The organism is Collinsella aerofaciens, assembly GCF_040926405.1.
GTDB lineage: Bacteria > Actinomycetota > Coriobacteriia > Coriobacteriales > Coriobacteriaceae > Collinsella.
The window spans coordinates 49,071-76,068 of sequence record NZ_JBCOIG010000003.1; the positions used below are offsets into that span (position 1 = coordinate 49,071).

A 26,998-nucleotide genomic window follows, 5' to 3' on the forward strand; every position below is an offset into this window, starting at 1 on the left:
TGTCACATTATTCGGAGCGCAGGGCTTCGACGGGGTCCTTCTTGGATGCGCTACGGGCCGGCAGCAGGCCGGCAACAACCGTCAGCAGCACCGAAATTGCAATGAGCACCAGCGCATCCTGCACGGGCAGACTCATCAGGTTGGGGACCTGTTTGGCCGCAAGCGCCCAGGCATTGACCGGGAAACTCACGAGCACCACGACGACAATGGCAAAGACGCCGGCGATGAGGCCCTCGATAAAGGTCTCGGCGTTGAACACGTTTGCCACGTTACGCTTCGACGCGCCAATCGCACGCAGGATGCCAATCTCCTTTTTACGCTCCAGCACGCTGATGTACGTGATGATGCCGATCATGATGGAGCTCACCACCAGGCTGATACTCACGAATGCGATGAGCACCAAGCTGATGGTGTTCACAATGTCGGTCACCGAACCCATGATGATGCCCATGTAGTCTGTGTACGAAATTGCCCGATCATCGTGGCCAGCGGCTTTGACCTGCTTGTTGTACGCATCGATGTGATCGAGTACGCGCTCCTTGGCCTCAAAGTCGCGCGGGAAAATCTTAACCGAGATGGGATCGGCCTCGTCCGCATAGCCCAGTGTGGCCAGATTGTTATCATAGGTGAGCTTCGAAGCCTTGGCATAGCTCATCATGAGCGAACTCAGGTCCTCGGCGTCCATGTTGAAGTGGATGGCATGAGCAAAGGCACTCGCATCCACGCGCATGGCGCTCGCCAGGTTAGCAAAACTCGACGACATCTGCGTCGCCATCTGGCCCATGAGCTCTGCTGTGCCTGCCTTGAGCTGAGCTGACACCGTCGCCGCAATCTGATCGCTGATCGACTTCATCACCTGATCCATAGCCTGCTGCAGATACGGAGCCAGCTGCTTTTGCACATAGTCGGTCATCGCCTGCTGCAGACGCTCGGCCGGAGCATCGCCGCCGAGCGCTTTGAGCTGGGCCAGGATTTGCTGGGCTGTGTCATCATTCTCAAGATACGTTGAGAATGCGGCAGAGAGCTTTGACGCGTCCTTAAGATCATCGGGCGACAGCGCCTTAAACTGATCAGACTGCAAAAAGCCCTCAAACAGCTGGTTGGCTAGTGTTCCCACCTGCTGCATTTGCTCGGGCGTGAGTTCCAAGCCATCGAAGACGCCCGAGAAATCTGGGGTTGGCGCTTTTGCCATGATGTCGCTGAAGTCGATGTCCTTGCCAACGCCCGAAAGGTCAATGTCCAGCCCGGACAAGTCAAGACCCGACAGGTCCATACCGCCGGCAACACCCGAGAGCGCGGAGGTATCGAACGAGAACGCGCTCTTGAGCGCCGCCTCGTCCACACTGAACATGCTGCCCAGATCAACGCCTTGCTTGGCCTCGCCTTGCAGTTCGTCGAAGGTTTTGCCCGTAAAGACATCCGTCTCGGGGTGGGCGAGTTGCTCCTGCACAATCTGCGAATCGGCGGCGCGCTCCATAAGCTGGCGAGTCAGTGCATGCGTATAGGCAATACCCGGAGACAACGCGCTCGCGTTGGCGGTCTCGTTAGGTCGCACCACACCCACAATGTGCACGTCGATACCGTCGGCAACCTTGGCCGTCATAAAGTCGGCATCGTCAGACATGTCAGTCCACATGCCGGTCTCTTCGTTTTTGCGATAGGCATCGGCCGGCGACAGCACCTTAAACGTCGTGGACAGCGCATCGTCGTAGGTAAATTCGGTGCCGGTCTCGGGCGTTTCGACCCCACCGTCAGCCGTCATAGCGCTGTTTACCAGATCGTTGAGCTCATTGATATCCAGCGCGCCGATGCTGTAAAGCGTGTAGTCACCCACCGTGCCACGACTCGAGAGCACCATTACGGCTTCGTTGGCGGACGTGGGCCAATGACCGGCGACGACATCGTACTGACTGTCGAGCAGGCTCTGGTCGTCGATCATCTCGTTAAAGACCGAGGTTCCCATGGATTCCATGCTCACCGTTGCCGCCGAGCTCGCGCCTCCGCTCATGGCCTCGGTCATGGCGTTGGGCACCAACCGGACAGGCTTCTCGTCGCCCTTACCCGCACGATAGACAACCGGCGATACACCGTAGCCGTACTGAATGGCGTTGACCTCTTTGTCGATGCCGTCGCCACCGGCATCGAGCCATGCCTTAAAGCTCGTCATGTCGTTGGACTTAACGCTCGCAAACATATCCTTTACGGCCGTGACCACGGGAATCTTATCGTTTCCCTGAGCCTTGTCGCCGGCACTGTCGTCGGACGAATCCACGTTTTCAGGCGAGTCATCATCCGCAGCCCCCTGTCCGCCCATCATGGACGACAGGTCGTAATCCTGCTTGGAAATGGTGAGCGGGTAGCTCGAGAGCGTATCCTCCTCGACCTTTTTGATGTAGCCGTTTACGCCATTGGAGAGCGCCAGGATCGCCGCGATACCGATAATGCCAATCGAGCCCGCAAAGGCAGTCATGGCCGTGCGGCCCTTCTTGGTCATGAGGTTTCGGGCAGAAAGCCCCAGCGCCGTCACAAAGCTCATCGAGGTTTTGCGCGTAGGCTTGGCTTCGCGGCGCGTGGCGTCAGCGACATCGAAAGGATCGGAATCGTCGGTGATCTTGCCGTCCGCCAGGTTGACGATGCGTGTAGCGTACTGGTACGCCAGCTCGGGATTGTGCGTGACCATAATAACCAGACGGTCGCGCGCCACGTCCTTGAGCAGATCCATGACCTGCACGGATGTCGTTGAGTCCAGGGCGCCGGTCGGCTCGTCTGCCAGCACAATCTCGGGATCATTAATCAGGGCGCGGGCGATGGCCACGCGCTGCATCTGTCCGCCGGAAAGCTGGCTCGGGCGTTTGTTAACGTGCTCGCCCAGGCCAACTTTCTCCAACGCCTCGCGCGCACGCTGGCGGCGCTCGGCATGCCCCACGCCTGTGAGCGTGAGCGCCAGCTCCACGTTTTCCAAAATGGTCTGATGCGGAATGAGGTTATAGCTTTGGAACACAAAGCCGATGCGGTTGTTGCGGTAGGCATCCCAATCGCGATCGCGAAAGTCCTTGGTCGAGATGCCGTCGATGAGCAGGTCGCCGGAATCGAAATGATCGAGCCCACCGATAACGTTGAGCATCGTGGTTTTGCCCGAACCCGAGGGACCCAAAATGGCCACGAACTCGTTATCGCGAAAAGCCAGGCTCACGTTATCGAGCGCCACTTGCGTAAACGACTGCGTAACGTATCTTTTGCAAATACCTTTGAGCTCCAGCATGGACGGCAACCTCTCCCACGCGGGCACGTTCACCCGCTCTCCTCCGCCGTTCGTATTCGACGCGTTTGTCCTACTCTATCCCCATTTTTTGCCGGCACCAGTGAGGAATGTAGGGAACCGCAGCAAAAAACGAACGGGACGGTGCCCAAAAGAAGAGGTCCCAAGCGGGACCTCTATATGGTGGAGTTTATCTTGAGAGGTAGCGGACTACTTCGCACGGCGGCACACGATCCTCGCTATGTTTTACGCGTTTTCTACTGCTCGCTATTCGCAATCGCCTGGTCGATAAGCTTGTCGAGTGCCGCGCGCTGCTCGGCGGAGCTGATGGCTCCCACGATTGGATCCCCTACGATGTTGCCATTCTGATCGATGACATACGTTGTCGGGAACGAGAACAAATTTGACGTAAACTTACCGGCCTCGCTATCCGACTTGAACCAGATGTTCTTATACGTCACGCCCTTCTTGCTCAGCACGTCCTTGGCATCCGCAATCTCGCCCTTGTTGCCATCGAGCGTAAAGGAATTGACGCCCACGACCTGGCCGCCCTTCTCGGCAAGCTCCTGATTCAGTTTCTCAAGATCGCCCAGCTCGCCCACGCACGGCTTGCAAGTAGTGAACCAGAAGTTCATGACGGTGACCTTGTTCTTAGAGAACAGCTCGTCGCTGTTCACGTCGTTGCCATCCAGGTCCTTGCCCGTAAAGCTGGGGAACTTCGTCGCCTCGCTCGAAGCATTGGCACCAGCCGTCATGCCAGCGGTCGAAGCGTCGACGCTCTCGCCTGCACTCGGCGTGCTTCCACAGCCGGGGAACTCCTTCTCCAGGCTCTCGAGCTTGTCCTCGATCTCCTTGATCTGCTGCGCACCGGCCTTGAGCGTCTTAAGCTCATCCGCCGTGAACTTATCCTTGGCGCCGTCGATGGTCTTGAGCAGAAACTCGCCGTAATTGCTGCCGTCCTCAATCATTGCCGAGTCTTTATTTGCCGCATTGAATACCTTTTCCCACAGCGCGTTATCACTCGAAAAGATCTCGTTCTCCTTCTGCATGAGCTTCGCATACAGCTCGGCGGCCTCGTCGGCATTGGCCGGCTTCTGCGCAGTGAGTTCTGCGATCTTAGGATCGGAGCTCGCAGATTCGCTCACATTGCCACCGGGCGCCGAACATGCCACAAGGCACAAGGCCAATACCGGCACCATAAACAGGGCCGCAATCTTAGAAAGCTTCATAGTCATTCCTCCGTTTTGTCGAAGCTTGTTTACTTTTTATCGGCGGTCAAGGGAAGCTTTTCCGCCGACACATCCAGGCCATAGCGATAGCTGATGGCATCGACGGGACAGGCCCCGATGCACTTTCCGCACCGGATGCATTCGGCATGATTGGGCGCGCGGACCACATCAACGTCCATCTGACAAGCCTTTGAGCACTTGCCGCACGAGACACATTTGCATGCGTCAACCCGAATCCCCAGTAGGGACACCCTATTCATGAGCGCATAGAATGCGCCGAGTGGACAAATCCATTTGCAGAAGGGGCGGTAGAACAAAACGCTCAGCACTACCACGGCAATGAGAACGGCAAGTTTCCAAGTAAAGAGATGTCCCAACGCAGATCGAATGCCGGCATTGGCAATGGCCAGAGGAATGGCGCCCTCGAGCACTCCCTGCGGACAGATGTACTTACAAAAGAACGGGTCGCCCATGCCCACGTCGTTAACCACCAAGACGGGTAGCAGCACCACGGCAAACAGCAGCATGCCGTACTTGATGTACGTGAGCGGCTTAAGCTTTTTCGTGGAGAACTTTTTGCCGGGAATCTTATGAAGCAGCTCCTGCAGCCAGCCAAACGGGCACAGAAAGCCGCATACAAAGCGTCCCAGCAGCACGCCGAGCAAAATGAGCGTACCGGTGACGTAGTAAGAAAAGTTGAACTTGGATGAACCTACCACCGACTGGAACGACCCGATGGGGCACGCACCCGATGCCGCGGGGCACGAATAACAGTTAAGCCCAGGTACGCAGACTGTTTTCCCCGTGCCCTGATAGATGCCGCCTTTGGCAAAGTTTGGCAGGTGAATGTTGGTGACGAGCGTCGCCGCCGCCTGAATGAATCCGCGAAATCGAGCCAAAACATGCGACGCAGTGTTTTCTCTTTTATCCAATTCCGATACACTCCAAGCACAGCCTAATCGCTTTGGCCAGCACGGCATCCGCCTCGCCACGCATAACGCCAAAGCACACCATGGCAATTCCGACGATCAACAAAGCGACCTGTACCACGGGTTTTACCGCTTTGAACAACCTGACCACTCCTTTCGTTACGCGACCATTGGACCATATCGACTATAAAATCCGTGTTAAGCGCGATTTGAAATGTGCAAGGAGACTGTTATGCGTATTTTGATCGTCGAGGACGAGCGGGCGCTGTGTGACGCAATCGCGCGCAGCTTGCGAAACCTGGCATACAGCGTCGACTGCTGTCACGACGGACAGGAGGCGCTCGACCTACTGGACGTTGAGGCCTTCGACCTCGTGGTACTCGACCTCAACCTTCCCCGCATCGACGGCATGACCGTGCTCGGGAAACTTAGGAAAACTGACTGCGAGACTAAGGTACTGATTCTGTCCGCACGTGGCGAAGTATCCGATAAAGTCGCCGGACTCGATGGCGGCGCCAACGATTACCTCACCAAGCCGTTCCATCTGGACGAGCTTGCGGCAAGGATCCGCAGCCTTACCCTCAGACGCTTTACACAAAGCGACATAGTTTTAACCTGCGGAAAGCTCCGCTTTGACACCAAGGCGCGCATCGCCTCCGTGAACAGCGAGGCTTTATCTCTTACGCGCAAGGAAACGGGAATCTTGGAATACCTGATGCTTAATCAGGGGCGTCCGGTAAGTCAAGAGGAGCTTATCGAGCACGTTTGGGATAGCAGCGTGAACAGCTTTAGCAACGCAACCCGCGTTCACATCTCGTCACTCCGCAAAAAGCTACGCAGCGCTTTGGGATACGACCCGATTCGCAATCGGATTGGAGAGGGCTACGTTATGGAGGATAGCGAATGAAAAGGCTTTCCCTGCAATGGCGCATAACGATTATGACGGCACTGCTCACGTGTGCGGCATGCGTGCTGACGAACTGCCTGGTCGGCTATACGGGCATGCGCTACATGGATGCCATCGGCAGTAACATCTCGGCATTTAACGCAACCGGCGAAGATTCGCCCCAGGCGTTCGACCCAACGAAAGCGACCCCCGATGACAAGGTCACGATCGTCGTAAACGACGCACAGGAGTCTTTTGGCACGACAACCTGGTACATCACGGCTGGAGTCACACTCCTTGGCGGCGCGCTGGCATACTTTGTGAGCGGCCGTGCGCTCAAACCGCTACGGGCTTTTGCCGCCCAGGTAGAACGCGTGCAGCCTGACAACCTAAGCGAAATCAGACTCAGTGAAGATGTGCCCACCGAGCTACAACGATGCAGCGCCTCATTCAACGACATGATCGCCCGTCTTGGCGAAGGGTTCTCTACACAGCGTCAGTTTACCGGCAACGCCGCACACGAGCTGCGCACCCCGCTCGCCCTTATGCAAGCACAGGTTGAACTATTCATCTCCGAACACTCCGGTCTGCAACCCGAAACAGCCGAGCTGCTCGGCCTGCTACAAGAACAAACCGAGCGGATGTCGCGGATGACCAAGGTATTGCTCGAGATGAGTGAGCTCCGCAGCGTTCCTTGCGATGACGATGTGGAACTCGGTCCCCTGTCCGAAGAGGTCCTCACCGACCTTGCGCCACTTGCCGAAAATAAGGACGTAACCCTCGATTGCGCCGGAGACGCTTTGGCAATCGGAAGTGATACGCTCCTCTATCGGTTGGTGTTTAATCTGGTCGAAAACGCCATCCGTTACAGCCGCCCCGGCTCAACTGTCAACGTCTCCATCAGCGACAGCGACAGCCACGTACTCCTGCGAGTCGAGGACCAGGGCCCGGGAATACCCAAGCAGTACCGAGAGAGCATCTTCCAGCCGTTCTTTCGCCTAGACAAATCCCGCAGCAGGGCATACGGCGGCGCAGGACTCGGGCTAGCGCTTGTTTGGGAAATTGCAGCGCTTCACGGCGGCACGGTAGAGGTCGAAACAAGTTCCGAGAACGGGACCGTGATGCTCGTGACCCTCTCAAAGGGGGCCATCACGTGATCCGACTGTCCAGGGGTCCCACTCGGCATTGTGAAACGCGTCCCAAAACTTGGACATGAGAAATGGGAGGCAGTTCGCATCTATGCCGAGGACGAAGTCCTGGCGGGGATTCAGGATGCGCAGAGGAAGCTTGCGGCAGAAAACCCCGACAGAGTCGTGACCGTCGGCGGCAACTGTATGGTGTCGCTTGCCCTCTTCGATTACCTGCACGGGAAATACGAGAACGTTGGAATCGTCTGGATCTATGCGCATCCGGATGTATCCACGCTGAATGATGGCTACCCCAACGCTCACGCCATGGTACTTGGCAGCCTTTTGGGGGAAAGTCATCCTGGTCTTCGGCGGCGAATAACGCGAATGTCCGCAGGCAGACTCCAACCTGTGCGCGGAGAAGCTGGGCGACGCAAACAAGATTCCTCGACTCGAGCATGGAGATGAATCCGTCTATCAGTCTCATCGCATACTCAGAGGAGGATGCCAGATATAGATCCCATTGGGTAAAGTCGCCGTTCATAAAGGGAATCACTGCATTGCGCTCGGCGACTCTCAAGGCACTCAGGCTTTGTTCTATTTTCTCAGCTTCTTGTTTGAACTGTTCGCTATCCAAAATGCCCCCAAATGCCGGCTTCTCGACAAATCAGAAAAAGCATTGGCTATACTGATGCGGACAGTTCCGGGAGGGGTGCAAGAGACGGAAGGGCCGTAATGGGTGAGAAGGGCGAGCGGCCGGAGCGGGTGTTCCCCGGCAGGACAGACCCGTGGTTCATAGCGGCCATGGTGATTGTGGCGGGCGGTTTATCCGCGGCGTGTATCGCGTGTTTCCTGAGCTCGAGTCCCGCGCTCCTATGGGGCTGGCTCGCGCTGCTGCCCATCCCGGCCCTCGTGGCCCTGGCTGCCCTTCCCGTCCGCAGCAATCGCCTCGAGCTCTACGGCGACCGCCTCGTCGTCGTGTACGCTGGGACGCGTTCGGTGATACCCTACGCCCACGTGCGGGGCGTCCGGCGCACCAGGACGCTCTGGGCGGGGACGGCCAACTCGCTCGACCGCGTCTACATCGAGGCGCCCTACGACGGCGACGCCATCGTCTCGGTCAGAGACAACGACGCCCTCGTGGCGGAGCTGGGGCGCAGGTGCGGCCTTGGGCCCGGCGCCTGACGCCCCGAAAGGAAGAGAGGATGGACGTCCCGCACTGGCCCTACTGGAGGAAGTATTCCCTCGGCGGCACACAGGTCTGGTACGCGGACTGGGGCGACTGCCCCTTCGACACTGGTCTACATGAGCCCAGTTGAGTTCAGGAACGCAGGGCTGTCCCTGTAAAAAATGTTTAAGCAACCGTTGCAAATCCATTCTCCCGCGCAGAGAGCCCCGGGTAGGCCGAGCTCGCGTCGGGCATGTAGCCCATACGCCTCCGGGCGGCGGCAAGCCCGCGCCCGCCGCGCTCGCCGAACAGCTCAACCGAGCCCGAGCTGGGGCTGGCGGTGCCAGTGACGATACAGATGAGCGTTGACTTCCCGGCGCCGTTTTCGCCGATGAGCCCGTAGACGCGCCCCGCCTCGAGGGCGAGGTCGATGGGGCCGAGGACGGTCCTCCCGCGGTACGCCTTCGTGACCCCGTGAAGGCGGAGGGGCATGGCTGTCGTCATTGCGTTCCTTTCTCCTCGGATGGATTTTGGGTATGCGTCATGGGCCCCCGCGCGGGACGGGGAGCGAATCGACGCAGGCTCGAGGCCGGTTGGGTTGGGGTTGAGGTCCGGGTTCCACAGGCTTGCACAGCCCGACGGACGGGGCGTCCGGGCACGCTATGCTTAGGGAGCGGTGGGCGCCTCCGGGGCAGCAGGGGACTCGGACGCGGTGATGCCGGAGGTGTCGACCTCGCCGATTCCGGCGAGCTGCTCGATGAGGGGGAGGCCCGTCGGGTCGTCCACCTCGACGCCGCCGAGCACGATGGTGCTGTCGCGCGTGTCGATTTGGGTTGTGAACACGGCCGGGTCGAAACCCGAAGCGATAAAGCCAATGCCCGCGAGGACAACACCCGCGGCAACGAGCCCGCCCGCCACGGCGAGGTAGATCTTCTTCGCGCTGGTCATGGTACTCACTCCTTTCTACGCCGCGAGATGCGCGGCAGCGCCGCCCTTCTCGCCCTTACCCTTCCAGAAGGGCGAGGCGGCCTTCCTCGCCCAGAGCGCCGAGAGGCGCGCAATTTGTTTTGAGGCGGCCCAAGCGCCAGCACCAACGAAGAGCGCCACGCCGACGAGGCCGAGCCCCACGCCCGCCGAGGCGAGGGCGTACGGGAAGTGGCCGATGGTGACGCCGCTTACGGCAAGCAGGAGCTCAACTACGCCCACGCCCCCGAGTGCCGCCGCGACGATCCACACGCAGAGCGCCAGCACCCAGATGCAGATATAGACCGTGACGGCCACGGCGGCGAAGGCGGCGAGCAGCGGCACCCACACCGGGGAGCCCACGATGGTCAGCACCAACAGCAGCGCGGTGCTGCGCCGGCGCGTCCTCGCGATCGCGCGCGGCACGGCGGGCAGGTCGTCGAGCGTGGCCTCGGCAACCTCGCCGGGGGCGCCCATGGCGGCCACGGCCTCCTCCTCGCTCATACCGTCCTCCATGCGGTCGGCGATGGCCTCCGCATAGAACGCCTTGGTCTCCTCCACCTGCTCGGCCGGCAGGCAGGCAAGCAGCTCGCCCAACCGGCCCAGAAACTCATCGCGCGTCATGGTGCGCCCCCTCAACGTATGCGTAAATCTCCCGTACGGACGGCCACTCGGCCAGGAACTCCTCGATGCGCGCACGCCCATCGTCCGTGATGCGGTAGTACCGGCGCAGCCGCCCGTTGTGCTCGGCAGAGCGCGCCGTGATGCACCCGGCCTTCTCCAGGCGCTTGAGCAGCGGGTAGAGCGTCGACTCCGTGAGCCCCATGCTCGCCGGCACGTCCTTCACGATCTGGTAGCCGTAGGACTCCTCGCCGGAGACGGCCGCGAGCACGCAGGCCTCCAGGAAGCCGCGCTTCATCTGGGCCTCCATCCGCATACCTCCTCTCGTCATATACTATCCTATACACACTATACGATGCAAGGTATTAGACGTCAACTCTCATCGCGAAGATTCTCCGGCCCCTGCGCGCTGCGAACGTGATGTCGCGGGGCGGTTGGCATTATGCATGAAACGTCAAGTAGCGCTCTTTTGATCCACTTCCACTCGGCCCCATATGCCTTGTACAACGCCCCCTTCGACCTCGGGTTCAAGAGAGCCGCTAGTCTTCCTTTATACGTTCGGCATAATCGTCGGCGATACCCACAAATTCCAGTCCCGAACAACAGGAGTACAATTGCTGCATTGTTGTCAGCTGTTGGGAGATGGAAGATGGACTGCGATGGCTACCCATGCGTTCCCATGCCGTTGATGTGCACTGCCTTTGTGCCGGGGCAGATTGACGCTGCGGTTGCAGGCATTTCCGACCCCGATTCGCGCGCCATTGCTACGGCAGAAGCGCTGTACTTTCGCGGGCAGGCCACCCTCGCTGCCAAGACGGCGCGCCCCTATCTTGACGCTACCGATCCCGCACTGCGCTATTCCGCATGCTTTATCTGCGGATACGCCGGCCGACGAGGAATCGCCCGCCATCCACGCTACGCATATCCTGTTCGCCTCGGCCGCGAGTGTCCTGCTGCACTTGCCTTCCCCGTATTCTGCCGAAGAGTTTTATCCACTTGTGGCGCATCTGCCCGAAGGCCTGCGCCTGTTCGCCAGCTACGTGATGGCGCACGCCTTGTACCTGCGCGGCGAATACGGCCGCAGCCTGGGTATGGCGGAAAACGCCCTGATCATGAAACAGGGAAGCTATCCCATCTCGGAGCTGTTCCTGCACCTGTCAGCTTCCATGGCCTGCATGAGTCTCAAAGACGTCGACGCTGCAAAGGCACACTTCGGAGCTGCTTGGGACATTGCGCGTCCCGACGGCCTTATCGAGCTCATCGGCGAGCACCACGGCCTTTTGCAGGGGCTCATCGAGGCGTGCCTAAAAACGCAATACCCTGACGACTTCGCGCGCATCATCGAGATCACGTACCGCTTCAGCTACGGCTGGCGACGCATCCACAACCCCGATTCGGGCGAGGACGTAGCCGACGATCTAACGACCACGGAATTCACCATGGCCATGCTCGCCTGCCGCGGATGGACCAACGCCGAAATCGCACGCCACATGGGCGTGTCGCCAGGTACCGTTAAAAATCGACTGTCCAACGTGTATGCAAAGCTTGGCATCGGCACGCGCACCGAACTGGTCGCGCATATGCTGCGTTAGCGGCCAGACTGCCTAGCGCGGCACGTGCGCCCCGGAGCCCCGGCACTTCGCTCGCTCAAATTGGACATTTTGGCCCTCGGACGGCACTACCGTGACAGGATGCCTTCTCGCAAAATTGGATTATTTCCACCGATACCTGCGGAATGGGAGCCAAAGATGCTTGATCGCCGTTCGTTACTTGTTGCCGGAGCGTCCTCGCTGGCGAGCATTATGTTGCCGCGCGTGCCGGGAAGCGCAAACGCCTTCATATTGCCGTTCGCCCCCGCCGAGGCATACGCCGACGAAGATGATCCCTTCAAGGTCTTGGTGCTCTCGCGCACCATGTTTGGTGTGGTCGTGGTCGACGTCGCCAACAAGAATACGCCCATCACGGGTGCCCAGGTCACGCTCATATCGCGCTATGCCGCAGGCAAGCAGCTCACCGCCACGACCGATGACGAAGGCACGGCCATCTTTGAGGTCGCCCCTCTTTCAGAAGGCTACGTGGACGAGGCAACGCTTCTCGACGCGTACGACTTTAACGGCGGCATCTCCATTAGCATGGCAGGCTACCGCGATGTCGAGATTCCCCTTGCGCGTATCCAGGGCGGCACCGCTATTACCGCACCCACACGTCCGCTCTCCGATGGCGAGCCGTACTTTCGACAGCTCACGTTCGACGAATGGGACATCCAGTACGCCGACGCCACGTTTATGGCAATGCCAGCGGACGAAGCAGCAAACGACCAGCCCGACACGCACGCTTTTACCGTGCAGGCTCATCTGCCGCAGGGCGGGCAGGCAACGTTGTATATCAATAAAGTGATGCCCTCTGCGGGCAGCTCAACCGAAACCGTCACGCAGATCGGCCAGATCAAGGCCAGCGCATCGGGCGCGGATAATCTGGCGACGTTCACGCTCGAAGACACGTTCCTCGATGCAGCTTCGGGCCTTCTGGAGGAAGGGTGCAAGCTGCGCTTTATGCTCGACTACCAGGGCAAAACCTACACGCTCTCATCCCCTATGGCCGTTGTCACCGCGCCGGCCGCAAAGGCGGAATCGGGCTCGACCACCATCATTCCCACCACCATGGACCAAGAGATCACTCCGTTTGATTTCCCCGCGGCGTTTCCCGGTATCGGCGGCAATAAGTTCACGTGCTGGATGCCCACATTTCCCATTCTGTTCGATTTCTCGTTTGCTGGATACGTGCTGTTTGGCGGAGGGTACAAACCAGCTAGCTATATGAACGATTCGGGCAACCCTGATCCGGAATACTGGAAGAAATCGCCGCGCGAGTCGGGCGCCAAGCAGGCAAACCGCTACCTCGACGAGATGGAGGGGAAGTGGAATCAGTACAAGAGTATGAGTGCCGGTTCGGGCACCGATCCAAGAAACACCAAGCTCCTTCGTCACCATTGCACGCCGCTGTTCACGATGGATATCGCCACACAGCTGTACGGCTCGCTCGCCTACGATTGGGTGGGCAAAACCTGGGGTAACAACAACGACCCCGCATACGGCAATATTAAGGCCCTCTTCCAGGTAAGAACCGACCTCAATTGGACCGAGCAGTTTACCCTAGGACCGGTACCGTTTTTCCTAAACGTCAACCCCTGGGTGCTGGCGAAGCTGGCGCTCGCCGTGGGTGCCCACACGCACGGCAGCGGCGCGGCGTTTTTTAAAAACATTTCGCTCGACTATTCAAACACGTCGGGCTCGTTCACCATCCAGATCGGGCTTGCCGTCACCTTTGGCGCCGGCGTTGCAGGCGTCGCTTCGTCTGCCGTGCGCGGCGCCGCATCCCTCACGCTGTTCATTGGGTACGAGAAGGCAGATGGACACCAGCTTCCGCGACTGCGCGTAGGTGCAGACGTCGATGTCGATGTGATACTCCAGTTCGTAATGTTCAAGTGGACCACCAAGGCTTGGTCGGGGTCGTGGCCCACACTCCTCGATTCGTGGAATATGTCGGTGAACAATGGCAGCCAGTATGTGCTCCAGCGCTCTGAGCTCGCATTGGGTGGAGATACGCCTTACACGTTGGATGCCTGCTTCTGCACGCCCGGCAACATCGAGGCGGGCGGCGTGCCGCAATTTATCGCATCGGCCACCATCGTCACCAACGCCGAGCTGCTCGCACGCGCCGAGGTTAAGGCCACTGCCGTAAACGTCGCGCCTGCCGCGCGCGATTGGGATCAAGCGGTCACGCGCATTGAGCTCAAGGCGGATGCAGAAAGCGACGACACGGGACAGATCGAGCATTTCGTCCATGCACTGATAGAAAACGACGAAAATGCCGCGCCGATGTATGAGTACACCTACATCGGTCAGACAACGAACGCCGTTGCGGACCCGAACGCCAATTCTGCCGGCGTGTCGGAGGACGAGCGTGGCGGCATCAAACCCTCGAGCGACAACGTGCTGTTTGCTGGCGTGCTCAGCGAAGCCCACATGAAGCTGGCAATGATTGCCGACGTAGAATGCCTGTTCCGTATCGCCTCGGTGCGCTACGGCGACAATGGCCGCTCGCGCCTGGTGGTACACACAAAGGCAAACGGCACGTGGTCCGCTCCCACGCCCGTGGACTTTCCCCTTGGGTTTGGCGAGGGCGACGTGGAGCGCGACGGCATATACGATTACGACTTCGACGTGGTGGAATATACGGACGGAAGAGGAAACCAGGACGCCTACGTGCTGCTGGTCTCGGGCGAGCGCCCCGCCGGCGACAACACCCATTTCGATACGGCGAGCACATCCGGCATACTGTCCGTTGTGCGCCTGCGCATAAGCAACGACGGAGTTCGCGTGATATCGCACACGTCGTGGCGCAGCATCTCGCGCGGCCGCCTTCAGGAGGATGGCTACCATTGCCTGCAGTGCCCACGCATCACGGTGGGCAAGACACTTGTCGACGGACGTCTGTCGGGCGCCTACCTCCACCGCCACGGAGCCACCGCAGAGAAGGCGCTCGGCAGCGAGGCCGAGGTTGCGCTGGAATGCTTTGCCCTGTGGTCGGATGATTTGGGCGACAGTCTCACGTTCCGTCAGGTCCTCCGCTTTCCGCAGGCACCGTCGAGCATCGAGCTGGGCGCTCCCGAGAATATCAACGGCAAAATGGTGGTGCCCGTTGCATACGAGACTGTAAGCGGTTGTGGCTGCGCGTCGTATGCCGTGATCGGCCAGTCCATCGCAGGTTGGGGCGTTATGTCGCCAGATGCCACAGTACCCCACGCGGTGCCGTGGCCGCAGCACACGGGCTTTTTGGCAACCGTCAACGAGCAACTGCAGCATATTACTTGGACGCGAGGCGCATCGGCCTTTGCAACGCAGCCCGTGGGCGCCGCAGGCTGTGGTCCGGCATCGTTTAGCGTAAGCAACAACGGCAGGTGCGTGCTCTATGTAGAGAACACCGATGGCAAGGTGGGACAAACCTACGACGAAGAAGGCAACCCGGTAGCAGTGATGGGCAAGCACTTCCGCATCTTCGCCAGCACCTTGGCAGGCGATCTGTTCACGGAGCCGTTCGTGATGTGCGAGCTGGACCATCCCGTCGATCAGATAACGACATTTTTGACGTCGGGAGGCATGCTCTCCGCGCTCGCCACGCACATTGTGAGCGCGGAGAAGAGCGAGGCAGAACTACACGGCATCGAAGTGCCCTTGGTGGCGTGTGCCACTCCGACGGGCGCAGTCGCTACCTCGGGCGCGGTGGTGCCCGGAGCAGCAGGCGAATCCTTCATGGTCACGGTGCGAAACGACGGCAACACCTTGCTGACCGCCGGCACGATCGATCTGTACCGAGAGGGCTCCAGTCAGCCGTTCTCCAGCACATCTATCGGATTCGGAGTGAACGCACGCATGGCTTCGATCTACGATCCAGAGCTTGCCGAGGATGCTTCGGACAACGACGTTGCACACGTGAAGTACGCGCTCGAGACGCTGGGCGCACGTTTTGCAACGCACCCGCTGGTAGCCGACAACGGCAACGCCGTGCTGGCACCGGGTTGCACGGCACAGTTCCGCATGAGCTTCGCCATCCCCGAAAGTTGGAGCGACGAAGTGGGCAAACGCGTAACGCTGTATGCGAAGGCGCGTAATCTGGTGGCACTCGATCCCGTAGCGCTCGAGGAAATTCGACCGGGCGCAAACTCGGCGCTGGGTGCCGTACTGCACGAGCTTCATGTGCCCGACGCGGCATGCGAACGCTCAGAAGTTCAGGTCGGCGTATGCGACAGCGCGGATACGACGGGGCTTCACGATGCACCGATGACGGCGGACGGCGGTGGCGACTCGAGTGGCGGCGGTACTGACAAGGGTGGCGGCTCCGGCGGAAGCAGCTCCGGTGGCGGCAGTGGCTCTAGCAGCGGCAAGGATCACGGCAATAACAAGCATTCCGGAAAAGCGGGCGTGCTTGCGGGCACGAGCGATGTCAACGCTCCCCTCATGGCAGCCGCTGCAGCACTCGCCGCAGCTGGCGCCGGCCTTGTCGCCTACAGCGCCCGCCGCACGGCGCTCGAAAACGACACCGCCGATGAGATCAATTCGGATAGGCCTCGCTAGCTCCTAAATTACCTTTGCGAGAGACGCCGACTCGGCTCATCGAACATCAAAAAAGGGCTGGCCCCGATAACTCGGAGCCAGCCCTGAGTCGCCTGACATGGGAATCACAGCGCTACTTGAGCTTTAGCGCCTCCATCATGGGCACGGCGGCGTCCCAATCGATCTTCCAGCCAATCGACACGCGGACGGTTTCACCTGTTGCGGGAGCCGTCGCAAACAGCGTATGGCCGTTGTCGGGACCGGTAAAGCGCAGCCACGTTATGCCGTTGTACTCGACCTGGTCGGTTGTTGTCTCCTTGCCTTCGTAGACCTGCTCTAGGCTTGCAACCTCTTCCTCCGGCGAGCGCGGGAAGATGCTGATGTGCAAGCGTCCTCCAGTCTCGTCGTGGAAGAAGTCTGCCTTTTCGTGCTCTTCGTTGGACGAATCCAGCGTGTACCCATCGGCGGCCTCGATACTGTACGATGCGCAATCGATGCCGGTCATATTGGCCGCGTCACCAGAATCGGCCACACCGCCGGCCGCCTTGAACTCCTTGGTCTCGCACCCCGTGGTGTCAAAGTGCATGGCCTCATGATTCTTGGCGGGGGCGTAAGCATCTACGAACTCGACAGTGATGGGCCCGTAGTACGCCGTCTTGGGCGCCCAGAAATACACGTACTCAACAGTCTCGCCCGGACCGATATCTGACCTCTCGGAAAGATCGATGCCCTCGTGGAGCTCATCGGGAGCCTCGCTTGCAACGTAATCGAGCACGGCCGCCTTGCCGGAAGTAAACAACGGGTCGCCTGCCTCAAGATCGCCCTGGGCAGCATGCACGTTAAAGGAGCTAAACGTCCTGTTCTTTGCATTGTTGTTGGTGATCTTGACGTGCAGATAAAAGCCGTCCTGCAGCTTAGCGTCGCCGCGATAGAACGTACCGTGGGCTACCGACTCATAGGTTATACCAGCTACCTCGACCGTCTGCGACTCATAGGCCTTCTTCTCTACGGGAGCACTGCCGCCGCCCGAGCTGCCAGCCGAGCCACTCGGCGCATTTCCGCCGCAACCGGTAAGCGTGCAAGCCAGCACGGCCGAAAGCGTCACGGTGGGAATTCCTAACAGCAGCTTCTTCGTCATGGGCTTCATCATCCTCACCGCTCCTTTCGGCTTACAGCTCATCCGTTGCCCGAGTCCCAAGTCGACTCCGTGGCATCGGCCTCCACTATGAGCGTATGGCGAAAAGCAGCGCCGGCGAAGTGACCCGTGGCCCAACTAGCAACCGCCCAGCATCCCCTATGGACCAAAAAGACTCGTATACGCACGCCCTCGGCCCATAAAATGAGACGCCTGTCCCAATGTTCGATTCAATCCAATAATCCGCATGGCACGTTTTTGACAAACGCATCCAACCGCAAACGTAGCAGGACGCATTCGACCGCCTTCAAACTTACTCGGACAGAACCGACTCGGTTTTGTCCGAGTAAACGCTGTTCCACCAAATTCCGAACGATTGTTCGATGGATTTCGTGTTGGTTGGAATCGCCTGTGGGCTGGGCTATGCTACCTTGACTATCTATATGACTTAAACGCAGCAAGGGAGCACCGAGAGAGCGAGTATGGCAAAAAACACCGCAAACTATGGTAACGACAGTATCCGCCAGCTCAAGGACGAGGAGCGCGTACGCCTGCGCCCCGCCGTCATCTTTGGCTCGGACGGACTCGATGGCTGCGCGCATGCTGCCTTCGAGATCCTGTCCAACGCCGTTGACGAGGCGCGCCAGGGCTACGGCAAGCTCATCACCCTTACCGCCTTTCGCGATGGCTCCATTCAGGTAGAGGACAATGGCCGCGGCTGCCCGCTCGACTGGAACCCTTCCGAGAAGCGCTTTAACTGGGAGCTCGTCTTTTGCGAGCTCTACGCAGGTGGCAAATACAACAACAACCAGGGCGGCGACTACGACTTCTCGCTCGGTACCAACGGCCTGGGCTCGTGCGCGACCCAGTACGCCTCCGAATACATGGACGTCACGGTTTGGCGCGACGGCAACAAGTACTCCCTGCACTTTAAGAAGGGCAAGGTCGTCGGCGCCAAAAAGAAGGCACTCGAGATTGAGCCCAGCGACGAGGACCGTACCGGCACCACCATCAAATGGCGCCCCGATCTCGAAGTCTTTACCTCCATCAGCATTCCCCACGACTGGTATCGCGAAACCATGCGCCGTCAGGCCGTGGTCAACGCCAACGTGACCTTCCGCCTGCGCATCGAGGGCGACGACGGCGAATTTACCGAAGAGGACTTTTGCTATCCCAAGGGCATCGAGGACTACGTGCTCGAAAAGGTCGGTACCGACTACCTCACCGAGCCTTTCTTTATCGAGGCCGACCGTCGCGGTCGCGACCGCGAGGACCTGCCCGACTACAACGTTAAAATCACCGCATGCATGTGCTTCTCGCGCACCTTCATGATGCAGGAGTACTACCACAACTCATCGTGGCTCGAGAACGGCGGTTCGCCCGAAAAGGCCGCTCGCAGCGCTCTGACCAGCGCCATCGATGCCTACATCAAGCAACAGGGCAAATACAACAAAAACGAGAGCGGCATTAAGTGGCAGGACGTCCAGGACTGCCTGGTGTTGGTGACCAACTGCTTCTCCACCCAGACGTCCTACGAAAACCAGACCAAGAAGGCCATCAATAACCGCTTTATCCAGCAGGCCATGACGGCATTCTTTAAGGAGCGCCTCTCGACCTACTTGATCGAGAACAAAGATGCCGCCAACAAGATCATGGAGCAGGTGCTCATCAACAAGCGCTCGCGCGAGAACGCCGAGAAGACGCGTCAGAGCATCAAGACCAACCTGCAGCAGAAGACCGACATGGCCAACCGCGTGCAGAAGTTCATCGACTGCCGCTCCAAGGACAAGAGCCGCCGCGAGATCTACATCGTAGAGGGTGACTCGGCGGCAGGCGCCATTCGTACCTCGCGCGATGCCGAGTTCCAGGGCGTTATGCCCGTCCGTGGCAAGATCCTCAACTGCCTAAAGGAGGACTACCCGCGCATCTTTAAGTCCGACATCATCATGGACCTCATGCGCGTGCTGGGCTGCGGCGTGGAGATCAAGGACAAGCGCATCAAGAACCTGGGCGCCTTTGACCTGGACAACCTCAACTGGAACAAGGTCATCATCTGTACAGACGCCGACGTCGACGGTTATCACATCCGCACGCTCGTGCTCACCATGCTCTATCGCCTGGTGCCCACGCTTATCGACGAGGGCTACGTGTATATCGCCGAGTCTCCGCTCTACGAGATCAACTGCAAAGAGAAGACCTACTTTGCCTACACCGAGCTCGAGAAGAACGGCATCCTCAAGGAGATTGGCGACCAAAAGTGCTCCATCAACCGCTCCAAGGGTCTTGGTGAGAACGATCCGGACATGATGTGGCTCACCACCATGAACCCCGAGACGCGTCGCCTGATCAAAGTGGAGCCCGAGGACGTCACCAAGATGGAGACCATGTTCAACCTGTTGCTGGGCAACGACGAGGCGGGCCGCAAGCGCCATATCTCCGAGCACGGCAAGGAATACCTGGACCAGCTGGACCTGCAATAGCAGCACATCGATAACGACGGCCCATAAGAAGTTCAAGAGGATATCGTGGCAAAGAAGAAGACGAAGAACCAGCCAAAGAAAAAGCAGGTCAACGCCGAGAACGTCATCGGCCTGCACTCCGAGGTCACCGACCAGCCGATCACGCAGACGCTCGAGGTCAACTACATGCCCTACGCCATGAGCGTCAACGTCTCGCGTGCGTTCCCCGAGATTGACGGCTTTAAGCCCTCGCACCGCAAGCTGCTCTACACCATGTACAAGATGGGCCTGCTCAAGGGCGAGCGCCAGAAGAGCGCCAACATCGTGGGCCAGACCATGAAGCTCAACCCGCACGGCGACGCCGCGATCTACGAGACGATGGTGCGCCTGGCGACGGGCAACGAAGCGCTGCTTGCGCCCTTCGTGGAGTCGAAGGGCAACTTTGGCAAGTACTATTCGGGCGATCTGAGCTACGCCGCCTCGCGTTATACCGAGGCCAAGCTCTCCCCCATCAGCGCCGAGATCTTCAAGGACATCGACAAGGACCCGGTCGACTTCGTCGACAGCTACGACGGCGCCATGAAGGAGCCGCGCCTGCTGCCCACCACATTCCCCAACATCCTCGTCTCGGCCAACAAAGGCATCGGCGTCGCCATGGCGTCCGACATCTGCGGCTTCAACCTCAACGAAGTATGCACTGCCACAATGCACTACCTGCAGGACCCCGACTGCGACCTGCTCGAGTACATGCCCATGCCCGACTTCTCGACCGGCGGCGAGATCATCTACCGCCGCGAGGAGATGGAAAAGATTATCGAGACCGGCCTTGGCAGCTTCCAGATCCGCTCCCGTTGGCGCTGGATTCCCGAAGAGCGCATCATCGAGGTCTACGAGATCCCCTACACCACCAAGACCGATGTCATCATCGAGCGCATCGTCAAGCTCTCCAAAGAGGGCAAGGTCAAGGAGATCGCTGACATCCGCGACGAAACCGACCTCTCGGGCTTGCGCATCGCCATCGACCTTAAGCGCGGCGTCGACCCCGACAAGCTCATGGCCAAGCTCTATCGCTCGACCACGCTGCAGGATTCGTTCTCGTGCAACTTCAACGTGTTGGTCGATGGTTACCCTCGCGTTATGGGCGTGCGTCAGATCCTGCACGAGTGGGTCAAGTGGCGTATTGAGTCCACGCGTCGCCGCATTAACTTTGACCTGGGCAAAAAGTCCGAGCGCCTGCACCTGCTGCACGGCCTCGAGGCAATCTTGCTCGACATCGACAAGGCCATCGCCATCATCCGTGGCACCAAGCTTGAAGCCGAGGTCGTGCCCAACCTTATGAAGGGTTTCGACATCGACGAGACCCAGGCCGAGTTTGTTGCCGAGCTCAAGCTCCGCAACATTAACGAAGAGTACATCCTCAACCGCACCAAGGACATTGCCAAGCTTGAGAGCGAGATTGCCGAGCTTGAGGAGATCCTCTCCAGCGAGGAGAACATCAAGAAGGTCATCAGCGACGAGCTGGCCGCGGTCAACAAGAAATATGTGATGCCGCGTCGCACGGGCAGGATCGAGCCCCATGAGGTTATCGAGGTAAGCTTGGAGCCCGAGGTCGAGGAGTACCCGGTGACCATCATGCTCTCGCGCGATGGCTACCTTAAGAAGATGACGGACCGCGTGCTCAAGAAGGCGACCACGCTCAAGTACAAGGACGGCGACAAACCCTTTATCGAGTTCCCGTCCTCCAACACCCACGAGTTGCTGGTCTTTACCAACAAGAGCCAGGTGTACAAGTGCAAGGTTGCGGCGTTTGAGGATACCAAGTCGGCCCAGCTGGGCTCGTATCTGCCAACCGATCTCGAGATGGAACCCGATGAGAGTGTGATCTGGGTCATCGACCCCGAGGACTACAAGGCCGACGTGCTGTTTGTCTTTGAAAACGGCCGTGTGGTGCGCGTCGCACTTGCCGGATACGTTACCAAGACCAACCGCAAGCGCCTCAAGAACGCCATCTACGGCGGCAGCAAACTGCTGTATGCCCAGGTGCTCAACACAGATCGCGACATCGCGCTGGTCTCGAGCGACTATCGTTTGATGAACTTCAACACGTCGCTGCTCAAGACCAAGACGACCACCAACACGCAGGGCGTCCAGGCCTTTACAGCCAAGAAGGGTCGCTCGGTCACCACCGTCGGCACGACCGAGGAGATCCTTGGCGCCGGCGTCTCGGCCGAAAAGTTCACCGCGCAGAGTCTGCCCTCCGCCGGTGCCCTCATGAAAGAAAACGACATGCCGAGTCTGTTTGACTAAAACAACGGCAGCCAAACCGTCATGGTTTTACAATGCAGCGGGGCCCGGAGCGCAGCAACATCGCGCTCCGGGCCCCGCTCGTTGCAACGTAGTCGGAATAATAGGAATCCCCGTTTTTCACTCCTGCAATCCCGCGGCACAAGACATGTTAAACCGTTAGCAAAACTTGCAAAAATTAGCAAAAGTTGCAAAAAGTAGCAAAACCTGCAAAGGGGCCACCATGGATCGCAGCAAATGTCTCCGCCATGCCAGGCATGCTCGAAGATATTATCGAGCGAACCAAAGAAGCGGCAGATAGCTACCTTTCACAGTCTCACGCGCGCATGAACGGCGTTCAAATTGGTCCAGTGGGCATCAATTGGACATATGTTCAAGAAGCCCAGGGCAACTGGCGCACGTGCATGAATGGCATCTTCAGGCAACTCGAGAAGCATGGCATCGGGCTTCTCTCGAAACGACCTATCGGGAGCTTTCCGATAAAGACATTGAGTTTTTGCTCGCGATGCTGCCCGATTCTGGCCCCAGCAGGACCTCGGAGATAGCCAAACGCATGGGCGTCGCCAGCAACTACGCAAGCCAATACAAACGCCGCCTCCTCGAGGACGGCGTTATCGGGGAACGTGGACGTGGCCTCGTCGGCTTTGACATACCCGCGTTCAGGGAGTTCCTGAGCGAGAAAGTCTCCTAGCACGCGGAGATTGTCCACAAGGGCAACGGTGCATGGCAATCAACGATTCACCCGGCAAGGACGGCAAGTACTTCCAATAACGCTGATTGCCATGCGTTCTTCTTGTCCTTAGGCGAGCTTGCGAGCGAGCTCTCGCACCTCTTCCAACTTGGGCGACGATGCCATGCTGTCGCGCTCGGTCATACCGCTGATGGTGACAATGCCCTGGTCCTCCCACTTGCAGTACGCGCAGGTCGACTTGTACATAGCGATCGCCGCATCATAGACGCCCTCGCTGTGGCTATCGAGCAAAAGGGCCGTCTTGGTGAACGGGAAGCCCGTGGCACCGAAGGCGTACAGGCGGTCGATGGCGGCCTTCTCCTGCGCGGTGATATCAAACCAGTAGATGGGCGAAGCGAAGACAACCATGTCGGCGCCTTTCAGCGGCTCAATCACGTTGGCCATGTCATCCTTCTGCACACAGGTGCCCTCATGGGTAAAGCAGTACTGGCATCCCAGACAACCAGCGATCTTCTTGCTGGCAACGCGGATGACCTCGACTGTATGGCCGGCCTCGCGCGCGGTCTCGGCAAACGCCTCGACCATGGTGTCGGTATTGGCGCCCTTGCGCGGGCTACCACTCAATACAACGATATTCATAGAAATCTCCCTCCTTCATGCCGCGGGCGCACGGCACACATTTCGTTGTAACCAAAACAGATGGAGCTATTCAGTCGTCCGCAAACCACATCTCTCGTTCGTGCTCTCTAGACAAGGCGCAAACGGTGCTGCACCCCCCCCTGTCGCGCTATATCCCTACGTAGTGTTCAGAATCCCTGCTCACCGAGCAGCACCACGCGAGGTCTAGAACGAGTACGCTTTCCCGGGTGCAGGGCTCATGCCCTATGCAGGAGATGAGGACCTTCGGGAACACGTCCCCGATGGACAGAAGCGACGCGAGCTCCCCCTCGAGCATCAAGTTGATGCTCATATCGCCTCTCACATACACTCTCCTTCCCGGTTTCGAAACTCGAATTTATTTAAAGTTTCGAAACCGGGAAAGCAATATACAAAAGGATGTGTCGAGAAACGAATCCCAGCCATGTCATGTCGGCAGCGACGAAGGGCGCGTCCGCGCGTGCCACAATGCGGCCATCAGAGATGAAAACACAGTCCCCGTCGGGTAGTCGTGGGCGTGCGCTAGTCCGCATCAGTAACCTGCCTCCTTGGTTGTCCCTTCTCTGCATGGTCATCTACATAAAGGAGGAACCAACCATGCAGATCAGCGTGTCGTCCACCCTGACCGTATATCACGACGGTCAATTCTGGGTCGGGCTGGCGGAGCACGTCGAGGGCGGAAGGTACGGCGTCGCCCGCATCGTCTTCGGCGCGGAGCCGTCCGATGAGGAGATTCTGCGATTCGTTACAAGCGAATGGGAGAAGCTCTCGTTCTTCGGCGACAAGGCCACTGAAACAAGCAAGCCCGCGAAGAACCCCAAGCGGCGCGCTCGCGAGGCAGCGAAAGCCCTTAAACGGCCCGCGGTGAGCACCAAGGCACAACAGGCGCTCGCGGCACAGCGGGAAGCGATGAAGCGGGAGTCGGCTCAAGCAAGAAGCCGACGCCGTGTGGAAAAGGCTGATGCGCGCTACGAACAGAGAAAACTGAAGCGCAAGCAGAAACATCGCGGGCATTGATCGCTATTTGCAGCAAGGCAAACCATATACAGCAGCGGCGCCAGTTCCACTTGAAGCCGACGCCGCGTAGGCGCTGATGGTGACGGCTGCGCGCGGGCACGGGCGCGCCACCGCACTTCACAGCTTGTTTCTCAAGTATTTGGGACGCACACGCGGCGTTCAAAAATGCGGAGCGACTCCGCATGGCTCGAGACTGAGCCGAGGTGCCCTACTTCTCGCCCTCCAGCAGCCCCACGATGCGGTCGATGTCGACGGCAAAGCGAGGCCTTCCCTCGCGCTCGTAGCGGTCGAGGTACGCCTGGCACTCGGAGACAATGCGCTTGGTGTTGCCATCGATGATGCGCCGGAACGTCTCGTAGTAGGCCGAGCCCTAGGTCCTGAAGCGGCGCTGGTAGGCCTTGGTTATGGGGAACATCTTGATGTAGTGGATGCCGTGGCGGCAGCCGGGGCGCGTCGTGGGGCGGGGTGGCAACGCAAAGTACTGGTCTTTGGGCACGTTAGGGGCGATGTTGGAGCGCAGCGGCACGGCGAAGTCCCTGCGCTTCCCGCGGAAACGCAGCCTCACCACCACGATGCAGGGGCGATTGTGCTTAAGCATGGGCTCGCGGTCGCCCTCGACGAGGTCGAAGAAGTCCTGGGGATGGATACGATCTTCATCGGTTACGCCCCCTTCATACGAAGCGGGGCCCGCATCGTTGCAGGCCCCTACAGGTGGGCGATATTCTACGCCTTGCGGCACCCCGTCGCCCACGGAGGTTAAACGTACACGTAAGCCGTACTCTGAAAGCCGCGGCTTCCGGCGAGTAGTTTATACCACGAAAGGTCGATTTCAATGCGCATAGCTCGCAAAATAACACTCGCTGGGCCGTCACCCCTGGCAGTTACCCTCCAATCTTCATTGGAGTCAGCTGGTCAATTCATATAGTTATGGGGGTTTATCCTAAAGGAAATCAAATTTATGCCCCCATAACTAAGGAATTTTCTATTCCCACTCGATGGCGTCGGTTCTTCCGTCCCGTCACTCCAGTTACACCCAGTTTTCGGCATCGACACGGAACGCGTGCCGCCGAATGACGCGATGTCGCGTTTCGTCGGCTTCGGGGACAAAAGCTGGGACAACCTCAAAAACTTTTTTCAAACTCAGGGCTTTGAGTTTTTGTTTTTGTCCCAAAGTGCGCGGCGGGTCGCCTTTGGATGCTCGATGGCGCCGAAAACGCCCGTTTTGAAACTCAACCGCCCTTTTGCCCGCAAGCCGCCAGCTGCAATCGCAAGTGAATTAACGCGGGTGGCTTGCGCGCCATTTGCAAAACCCCAGGTCGCAGGTCTTCGCCATTCGTGAACAAAGTGAGTAGTCTCAGGTGGCTTGCTTATGAGTTGGCGAACGGGCCTTCAGGATTCAGGGCAAACATGCTGGTAGAATAGGATTCTCAAATCAATGACAGGAGACCGAGCATGGCCGAACCCCACGATAGGAAGCCGATCCTCACGATCGAGCAGCAGATAGAGCACCTCAAGCAGAAGGGCGTAGCCTTCGAACTGTGTTCCGAGGAAGAGGCCGCGGACTACCTGCGCGACAAGTGCAACTTCTTCAAGCTCGCATCCTACCGCAAACTCTTCTCGAAATACGAGGGAGGCCCGCGCGACGGCCGCTACGTAGACCTCGACTTCGGCCAGCTGCGCCTGCTCGCGGCGCTCGACCAGGAGCTGCGCCACGCCCTGCTCGGCATGACGCTCGACATCGAGCATTTCCAGAAGGTGACACTGCTTCGCGAGATGGAGGACCGTGGAGAGGACGGCTACGCCATCGTGGCCGACTACATGGCATCGCTTACCACTGCAAACAGGGAGTACCGCCTGCGCGAGCTCAAGATGAGCGGCCGCAGCCCCTACAGCTCGAGCCTCTACGCGAAGTACTCCGGCGACATGCCTGCCTGGGCCTTCCTTGAGCTCACCTCGTTCGGCACCCTCATCGACTTCGTGCGCTTCTGCGCCAGGCGATGGGGCGACAGGCGCCTCGAGGCCTCCCACTACGACCTCAAGCGCGTGAAGTCCGTCCGCAACTGCGCCGCGCACGGCTCGTGCCTGATCAACTGCTTCGCCGAGAGGGGCGCCGCCCGGGGCTCGGCGTCCAGCGGCGTCTCCCGAAGGGTCGCCGCCGTGGGGATTCCCAAGGCGACCAGGAGGAAGTGGATGGGGAATACGGCCATGCAGGAGGTCGCGACCGTGCTCGTGGCGCACTCCGGCTTGGTACCCGAGGGCTCCTCGCGCTCGCGCGCCGCATCCGAGCTCGCCGAGATGTTCGCCAGGGCCGACGGCGAAACCGAGGCGCTGCCCGACAAGGGGCCCGACGCCGCAGCTCGCTCCGCGCTCGAGTTCCTTCGCAGGTTGACAGAATCGCTCGGGTTGGTAGAATAGCCTGCAGATAGCAAAACCTTCACGG

Annotated in this window: 23 protein-coding genes; 12 read left to right on the top strand and 11 right to left on the bottom strand. The window is 59.2% G+C overall.

The window, feature by feature from the left end; all coding sequences use genetic code 11:
* Positions 1-7 precede the first annotated feature (7 nt).
* From AB5758_RS02020 to AB5758_RS09735, 4 genes are all read right to left on the bottom strand, one after another.
* Positions 8-3,262, bottom strand: coding sequence for an ATP-binding cassette domain-containing protein (locus AB5758_RS02020; protein WP_368141174.1), 3,255 nt, complete (start codon positions 3,260-3,262; stop codon positions 8-10).
* 254 nt (positions 3,263-3,516) lie between these two features.
* Positions 3,517-4,488: a TlpA family protein disulfide reductase gene (locus tag AB5758_RS02025; RefSeq protein WP_368141175.1), complete on the bottom strand. Its 972-nt coding sequence runs from the start codon at positions 4,486-4,488 to the stop codon at positions 3,517-3,519.
* Positions 4,489-4,517: 29 nt separating this feature from the next.
* Positions 4,518-5,207 (bottom strand): 4Fe-4S binding protein, encoded by a 690-nt coding sequence (locus AB5758_RS02030; protein WP_438266098.1) that lies wholly within the window; start codon positions 5,205-5,207, stop codon positions 4,518-4,520.
* Between the two features lie 205 nt (positions 5,208-5,412).
* Positions 5,413-5,502 (bottom strand): CD1871A family CXXC motif-containing protein, encoded by a 90-nt coding sequence (locus AB5758_RS09735; protein WP_022094046.1) that lies wholly within the window; start codon positions 5,500-5,502, stop codon positions 5,413-5,415.
* Between the two features lie 129 nt (positions 5,503-5,631).
* Between AB5758_RS09735 and AB5758_RS02040 the strand changes: the two genes are divergently transcribed.
* The 4 genes from AB5758_RS02040 to AB5758_RS02055 all read left to right on the top strand — a co-directional run bounded on the left by AB5758_RS02040 (position 5,632) and on the right by AB5758_RS02055 (position 8,615).
* Entirely contained in the window at positions 5,632-6,324 is a 693-nt protein-coding gene (locus tag AB5758_RS02040; protein WP_438265952.1) for a response regulator transcription factor, read from the top strand.
* The gene (locus tag AB5758_RS02045) at positions 6,321-7,460 is read left to right on the top strand and encodes a HAMP domain-containing sensor histidine kinase (RefSeq protein ID WP_368141178.1); all 1,140 of its coding nucleotides are present in this window, start codon (positions 6,321-6,323) and stop codon (positions 7,458-7,460) included. The genes AB5758_RS02040 and AB5758_RS02045 overlap by 4 nt, the downstream gene beginning before the upstream one ends.
* 30 nt (positions 7,461-7,490) lie before the next feature.
* Positions 7,491-7,898: an arginase family protein gene (locus AB5758_RS02050; RefSeq protein WP_368141179.1), complete on the top strand. Its 408-nt coding sequence runs from the start codon at positions 7,491-7,493 to the stop codon at positions 7,896-7,898.
* Between the two features lie 267 nt (positions 7,899-8,165).
* The gene (locus tag AB5758_RS02055; protein ID WP_161155268.1) at positions 8,166-8,615 is read left to right on the top strand and encodes a PH domain-containing protein; all 450 of its coding nucleotides are present in this window, start codon (positions 8,166-8,168) and stop codon (positions 8,613-8,615) included.
* Positions 8,616-8,784: 169 nt separating this feature from the next.
* Here AB5758_RS02055 and AB5758_RS02060 read toward each other — a convergent pair whose 3' ends face one another.
* The 4 genes from AB5758_RS02060 to AB5758_RS02075 all read right to left on the bottom strand — a co-directional run bounded on the left by AB5758_RS02060 (position 8,785) and on the right by AB5758_RS02075 (position 10,492).
* Positions 8,785-9,090 (bottom strand): ATP-binding cassette domain-containing protein, encoded by a 306-nt coding sequence (locus AB5758_RS02060; RefSeq protein ID WP_161155269.1) that lies wholly within the window; start codon positions 9,088-9,090, stop codon positions 8,785-8,787.
* Positions 9,091-9,264: 174 nt separating this feature from the next.
* On the bottom strand, positions 9,265-9,546 hold the full coding sequence (locus AB5758_RS02065; RefSeq protein WP_161155314.1) for a hypothetical protein: 282 nt from the start codon (positions 9,544-9,546) through the stop codon (positions 9,265-9,267).
* 15 nt (positions 9,547-9,561) lie between these two features.
* Positions 9,562-10,200 carry a DUF1700 domain-containing protein gene (locus AB5758_RS02070; RefSeq protein ID WP_368141180.1) on the bottom strand — a complete coding sequence of 213 codons (639 nt, stop codon included), beginning with the start codon at positions 10,198-10,200 and terminating at the stop codon, positions 9,562-9,564.
* Positions 10,172-10,492: a PadR family transcriptional regulator gene (locus AB5758_RS02075; protein ID WP_006234594.1), complete on the bottom strand. Its 321-nt coding sequence runs from the start codon at positions 10,490-10,492 to the stop codon at positions 10,172-10,174. The genes AB5758_RS02070 and AB5758_RS02075 overlap by 29 nt, the downstream gene beginning before the upstream one ends.
* 520 nt (positions 10,493-11,012) lie before the next feature.
* Between AB5758_RS02075 and AB5758_RS02080 the strand changes: the two genes are divergently transcribed.
* Both AB5758_RS02080 and AB5758_RS02085 read left to right on the top strand, forming a co-directional pair.
* Positions 11,013-11,774 carry a helix-turn-helix domain-containing protein gene (locus AB5758_RS02080; RefSeq protein ID WP_368141181.1) on the top strand — a complete coding sequence of 254 codons (762 nt, stop codon included), beginning with the start codon at positions 11,013-11,015 and terminating at the stop codon, positions 11,772-11,774.
* A gap of 156 nt (positions 11,775-11,930) precedes the next feature.
* A complete protein-coding gene (locus AB5758_RS02085) occupies positions 11,931-16,316 on the top strand; it encodes a hypothetical protein (protein WP_368141182.1) in 4,386 nt (1,461 codons plus the stop codon).
* Positions 16,317-16,428: 112 nt separating this feature from the next.
* Here the strand turns inward: AB5758_RS02085 and AB5758_RS02090 are convergent, their stop codons facing one another.
* Positions 16,429-17,442: a hypothetical protein gene (locus AB5758_RS02090; protein WP_368155337.1), complete on the bottom strand. Its 1,014-nt coding sequence runs from the start codon at positions 17,440-17,442 to the stop codon at positions 16,429-16,431.
* A gap of 470 nt (positions 17,443-17,912) precedes the next feature.
* On the opposite strand from AB5758_RS02090, the gene AB5758_RS02095 reads away from it, so the two are divergent.
* From AB5758_RS02095 to AB5758_RS09740, 3 genes are all read left to right on the top strand, one after another.
* Positions 17,913-19,910 (top strand): DNA gyrase/topoisomerase IV subunit B, encoded by a 1,998-nt coding sequence (locus AB5758_RS02095; RefSeq protein WP_117848178.1) that lies wholly within the window; start codon positions 17,913-17,915, stop codon positions 19,908-19,910.
* A gap of 45 nt (positions 19,911-19,955) precedes the next feature.
* The gene (locus tag AB5758_RS02100) at positions 19,956-22,196 is read left to right on the top strand and encodes a DNA gyrase subunit A (RefSeq protein ID WP_368141957.1); all 2,241 of its coding nucleotides are present in this window, start codon (positions 19,956-19,958) and stop codon (positions 22,194-22,196) included.
* Between the two features lie 502 nt (positions 22,197-22,698).
* Positions 22,699-22,884, top strand: a complete 186-nt coding sequence (locus AB5758_RS09740) for a DUF8462 domain-containing protein (RefSeq protein ID WP_497506236.1) — start codon at positions 22,699-22,701, stop codon at positions 22,882-22,884.
* Between the two features lie 108 nt (positions 22,885-22,992).
* Here AB5758_RS09740 and AB5758_RS02105 read toward each other — a convergent pair whose 3' ends face one another.
* Positions 22,993-23,523, bottom strand: a complete 531-nt coding sequence (locus AB5758_RS02105) for a flavodoxin family protein (protein WP_225093261.1) — start codon at positions 23,521-23,523, stop codon at positions 22,993-22,995.
* Between the two features lie 615 nt (positions 23,524-24,138).
* Between AB5758_RS02105 and AB5758_RS02110 the strand changes: the two genes are divergently transcribed.
* A complete protein-coding gene (locus AB5758_RS02110; protein ID WP_225093259.1) occupies positions 24,139-24,558 on the top strand; it encodes a YjdF family protein in 420 nt (139 codons plus the stop codon).
* A gap of 370 nt (positions 24,559-24,928) precedes the next feature.
* On the opposite strand, the gene AB5758_RS02115 is transcribed toward AB5758_RS02110, so the two are convergent.
* Entirely contained in the window at positions 24,929-25,156 is a 228-nt protein-coding gene (locus AB5758_RS02115) for a hypothetical protein (RefSeq protein WP_368155338.1), read from the bottom strand.
* A 480-nt stretch (positions 25,157-25,636) separates the two neighbouring features.
* On the opposite strand from AB5758_RS02115, the gene AB5758_RS02120 reads away from it, so the two are divergent.
* Positions 25,637-25,897: a hypothetical protein gene (locus AB5758_RS02120; protein WP_368155339.1), complete on the top strand. Its 261-nt coding sequence runs from the start codon at positions 25,637-25,639 to the stop codon at positions 25,895-25,897.
* Positions 25,898-26,010: 113 nt separating this feature from the next.
* Positions 26,011-26,973, top strand: coding sequence for an Abi family protein (locus AB5758_RS02125; protein ID WP_075844146.1), 963 nt, complete (start codon positions 26,011-26,013; stop codon positions 26,971-26,973).
* The last annotated feature ends 25 nt before the right edge of the window (positions 26,974-26,998 follow it).

Coding starts and splice junctions, on each gene's coding strand:
- AB5758_RS02045 (WP_368141178.1), top strand. CDS start 6,321: ATGAAAAGGCTTTCCCTGCAATGGCGCATAACGATTATGACGGCACTG.
- AB5758_RS02090 (WP_368155337.1), bottom strand. CDS start 17,442: ATGAAGCCCATGACGAAGAAGCTGCTGTTAGGAATTCCCACCGTGACG.
- AB5758_RS02115 (WP_368155338.1), bottom strand. CDS start 25,156: ATGCTTAAGCACAATCGCCCCTGCATCGTGGTGGTGAGGCTGCGTTTC.
- AB5758_RS02040 (WP_438265952.1), top strand. CDS start 5,632: ATGTGCAAGGAGACTGTTATGCGTATTTTGATCGTCGAGGACGAGCGG.
- AB5758_RS02025 (WP_368141175.1), bottom strand. CDS start 4,488: ATGAAGCTTTCTAAGATTGCGGCCCTGTTTATGGTGCCGGTATTGGCC.
- AB5758_RS02060 (WP_161155269.1), bottom strand. CDS start 9,090: ATGCCCCTCCGCCTTCACGGGGTCACGAAGGCGTACCGCGGGAGGACC.
- AB5758_RS02065 (WP_161155314.1), bottom strand. CDS start 9,546: ATGACCAGCGCGAAGAAGATCTACCTCGCCGTGGCGGGCGGGCTCGTT.
- AB5758_RS02055 (WP_161155268.1), top strand. CDS start 8,166: ATGGGTGAGAAGGGCGAGCGGCCGGAGCGGGTGTTCCCCGGCAGGACA.
- AB5758_RS02075 (WP_006234594.1), bottom strand. CDS start 10,492: ATGGAGGCCCAGATGAAGCGCGGCTTCCTGGAGGCCTGCGTGCTCGCG.
- AB5758_RS02095 (WP_117848178.1), top strand. CDS start 17,913: ATGGCAAAAAACACCGCAAACTATGGTAACGACAGTATCCGCCAGCTC.
- AB5758_RS02105 (WP_225093261.1), bottom strand. CDS start 23,523: ATGAATATCGTTGTATTGAGTGGTAGCCCGCGCAAGGGCGCCAATACC.
- AB5758_RS02020 (WP_368141174.1), bottom strand. CDS start 3,262: ATGCTGGAGCTCAAAGGTATTTGCAAAAGATACGTTACGCAGTCGTTT.
- AB5758_RS02110 (WP_225093259.1), top strand. CDS start 24,139: ATGCAGATCAGCGTGTCGTCCACCCTGACCGTATATCACGACGGTCAA.
- AB5758_RS09735 (WP_022094046.1), bottom strand. CDS start 5,502: ATGGTGTGCTTTGGCGTTATGCGTGGCGAGGCGGATGCCGTGCTGGCC.
- AB5758_RS02125 (WP_075844146.1), top strand. CDS start 26,011: ATGGCCGAACCCCACGATAGGAAGCCGATCCTCACGATCGAGCAGCAG.
- AB5758_RS09740 (WP_497506236.1), top strand. CDS start 22,699: ATGCTGCCCGATTCTGGCCCCAGCAGGACCTCGGAGATAGCCAAACGC.
- AB5758_RS02085 (WP_368141182.1), top strand. CDS start 11,931: ATGCTTGATCGCCGTTCGTTACTTGTTGCCGGAGCGTCCTCGCTGGCG.
- AB5758_RS02120 (WP_368155339.1), top strand. CDS start 25,637: ATGTCGCGTTTCGTCGGCTTCGGGGACAAAAGCTGGGACAACCTCAAA.